This window comes from Protofrankia sp. Cj3 (assembly GCF_917627355.1).
GTDB lineage: Bacteria > Actinomycetota > Actinomycetes > Frankiales > Frankiaceae > Protofrankia.
Window position 1 is genome coordinate 33,862 of the sequence record NZ_CAKJTR010000038.1, and the last position, 3,194, is coordinate 37,055.

The following is a 3,194-nucleotide window of genomic DNA, read 5'->3' on the forward strand; positions in this document are numbered from 1 at the left end:
TGGCACAGTGGGCACGGCTCGGTCACAAGGCGGACACGTGAACTGGTTGCTGGTAATCATAGGCGCGATGATCGGCGCGCCGTTGCGCTACCTGACCGACCGGCTGGTGCAGGCCCGGCACGACACGGTGTTCCCGTGGGGCACGCTCACCGTTAACATGATCGCCAGTGGTGTCCTCGGCATGGTCACCGGGGCGGTGCGCGCGGGAGCGGCGTCCTCCCAGGCAGCACTGCTGGTCGGTACCGGGCTCTGCGGGGCGTTGAGCACCTGCTCGACGTTCTCCTACGAGACGCTACGGCTCGCCCAGGACGGCACCCGGCTGCTCGCCGTGGTGAACGTCGCCGGCAGCGTGCTGGCCGCTGTCGGCGCCGTCGCGGCCGGGACGCTTCTCGCCCGGGGGGTGTGGGGGTAAGAATCCCGGGGGGTGTGGGGGTAAGAACGCAGCCCCATCCACCCGGACGCCACTCCCTGATCCAAGGCCCTCTTGCCGCAGCCTCTTATCCGCCATGTCGGCTAGACATGCTGTCAGAGCTAGACATGCTGTCAGCCAGACGTGATGTTTTTAACATTCTTCGGAGCTTTCCACGGAGACCCCGTCGTGTCGCGTCCGACGGGCTCGGTTGACTGCCAGACCCGGCGCCAGTGAGCGGTCCGCGCACTCCGAGCGGGCGGGTTCGGGCTGGCGGGCGTGGCGCGTAGCGACTCCCACCATGACGTGGCGTCCTCGGCCAGCAGCCGGGAGACCTCACCGAAGATCCGGTCGGTGAAGAAACGAAGGTCATCACTGGCTGGCCACAGAGGCCGGCCAAAACGCACGGACACCGCCGGCCGGCCAGGCAGCGTCCACCCGCGTCCGCGTGGCATCGCGGCGAAACTGCCACGGATGGCGACCGGCACCACCGGAACCCCACAGGTGATCGCCAGATGTGCCGCGCCGAACCGGAAACGGGTGAGCTGGCCGTCCCTCGACCTCGTCCCCTCCGGGAAGATCACAAGATTCCAGCCGTCCGCGAGCAGATCCGCGGGCGCGGTCGAGGGGGCGCCCCCGCGGCGCTCGATCGGTACGGTCGCGAACAGGAAGGCCGTGCCCAGCCCCCGCCACCAGCTACCGAAGAAGTAGTCGGCGGCGGCGGCCACGGCCGTGTGGTCGCGCACCTGCCGCGGCAGCGCGCACAACAGCAGTGGCGCGTCCAGATGGCTCGCGTGGTTCGACACGAAGAGCGCGGGCGCTCGAAGCCCGTCGATGGCGTCCAGTCCTGTCACCGACAGCGACAGATTCGCGTCCAGGAGCGGGCGCATCCCGACCTCGAGAGCCGCGACCCGGGCCGCCCGCATCGCCGGTGTGCGCGCCCAGGCCGTGGGGAACTCTCTGGCCACCGCCGGTAGCTGGTGTGGCTCAGCTGAACGCGGTACCGGTGGCCTGGCCCCCCAGCGCCAGCCGCGGGCCACCTCACGCAGCCCGGCCCCGGCCGGGCGGGGCGCCATCAGCGCACGTCCGCGATGACGTGCGGCGGGGAGTGCAGGTAGGTCATGGACGGATCGCGGCCGACCGTGCCCGACACCATCTCCAACGCGTCCGCCAGGGTGGACGCGGCCCGAAAGCCCATCCGCGCGCAGGCGGCCCGGTCACCACCGACCCACACCACATCCCCCAGGTGATCCATGGCATGCGCACCCCAGTACCACATATAGAACGGGTGCACGCCGTGGTAGGCATGCGACGTGCGGTACAGGTGGGTGTACCAGGGGTCGGTCGCGTACTGCTTCTCGAACGTGGTCTCGATCGTCGCCGGGTCGGTGGACTCGGCGAGAACCTCCTCGAAGAAATCCACATACGACGGATGATGGAGCTGAGAGAACTCCGGCGTCACCGGATGGTAGAGGATCATCGCCCCGCCGCGGCGGACCAGGGGCCGCCCTCGGTACATGTTGAAGAAGTACCCGAGCCCGAGGCACATCGCGAGGATCGGGTTGAGCACCGAGTTCACGTTGTACGGCCCCAGGTAGGGCAGGCCCACGACCAGCACGTCGCTTTGCCCGTTCACCTCGACAAGCTGCTGGCGGTGCACGTTCGCGAGCGTCTTGGCGTGCACGGCCTCGGTCTCGCCCGCGTGCACGCCGGTCACCCCGTACCCAGCGACAAGATCCTGGAAGAGCTTGCGGCGAGGACGGACCGGCATGGCCGCGAGCCCCCTCGACATCCCGAACGCCATCGCCTGGTCACGGATGGACCACTCCCATTCCCGCTTCATCAGAAAGGCGTAGCGGGACGGGAAGGAGGCGTTGTTCACGGTCGTCTCCACCGTGAATATCTTCAGGTGATCGGCCAGCAGCCGGCCCATCCGCCACGCCGAGGAGTGCATGGCCGAACGGGTGTGGTCCATGAACGAACGCGAATGGATCATTGTATGACTGTTGTGATGGTGGCGCAGGCTGTTGTAGGACGCGAGCCCGATCGGCACCGACTTGTGGCCACCGTCCATCGCCACCATGTTGACATTGACATAGACCAGCAGGTCCGATTCGGCGGCCCGTCGGTTGATTTCGACGTCCTCACCGTTCTCGGTCAGGCCGATATGCGTCAGATTGTCCCTGTCCTCCGCGTCATGGTTGTAGAGGCTGTCCGGCCAGAACGAGCGGAACACCCGTTCCCCGACAGTCCGCTCGATCTCGGCGGCGGTCATCCGGCGGTGCAGCGCGTTCGCCACGATAAGCACCACGTCGTCCACGCCGGCCTCGGCCGCGATCGTGAGCACCTGCTCGATCACCCGCTGGCGGATGTCGGGCCGGCGCATCGGCGGCAGCGGAATCGACAGGTCGTCGAAGGCGATCGTGAGGCGCATCCCCGGCCGCAGCAGCGCCCGCAACGGCTCGCTGTTCTCCGGCTCGGCCAGCGCCCGGCCGATCGCCGCGTCGACGTCAGCCAGCTCCGGCAGCGACTCCGGCGGGTAGACGACCCGCGTGCCGAGCGGGAAACGCTCCAGCCCGAACCCCTCACCCTGGTGTACGAGCAGCGGAGGAGTCCGCTCATCGACCTCGAGCACGAACCCCGGTCTCACCTGTGCGATCCCCTCACGCGCGAGTCCGGCTGAGCGGCGCTTCCGCCGCCAGCCGCCATCCAGTAAGCGTCCCAGTGAATGTTGTAGTCCTTACGAACAGATTGCACACTCGCCTCATCAGGGCGCCATCAGGTC

At 68.0% G+C, this 3,194-nt stretch carries 3 protein-coding genes; 1 reads left to right on the plus strand and 2 read right to left on the minus strand.

Annotation, left to right across the window (positions count from 1 at the left end):
* The first annotated feature begins 37 nt into the window (after positions 1-37).
* Complete coding sequence (gene crcB, locus MJ783_RS07615) at positions 38-412, plus strand: fluoride efflux transporter CrcB (protein ID WP_239309530.1); 375 nt, start codon at positions 38-40, stop codon at positions 410-412.
* Positions 413-543: 131 nt separating this feature from the next.
* On the opposite strand, the gene MJ783_RS07620 is transcribed toward crcB, so the two are convergent.
* Both MJ783_RS07620 and MJ783_RS07625 read right to left on the minus strand, forming a co-directional pair.
* A complete protein-coding gene (locus tag MJ783_RS07620; protein ID WP_239309520.1) occupies positions 544-1,485 on the minus strand; it encodes a lysophospholipid acyltransferase family protein in 942 nt (313 codons plus the stop codon).
* Positions 1,485-3,044 carry a lactate racemase domain-containing protein gene (locus tag MJ783_RS07625; protein WP_370651498.1) on the minus strand — a complete coding sequence of 520 codons (1,560 nt, stop codon included), beginning with the start codon at positions 3,042-3,044 and terminating at the stop codon, positions 1,485-1,487. Before MJ783_RS07625 ends, MJ783_RS07620 begins: the two co-directional genes overlap by 1 nt.
* Positions 3,045-3,194 lie beyond the last annotated feature (150 nt).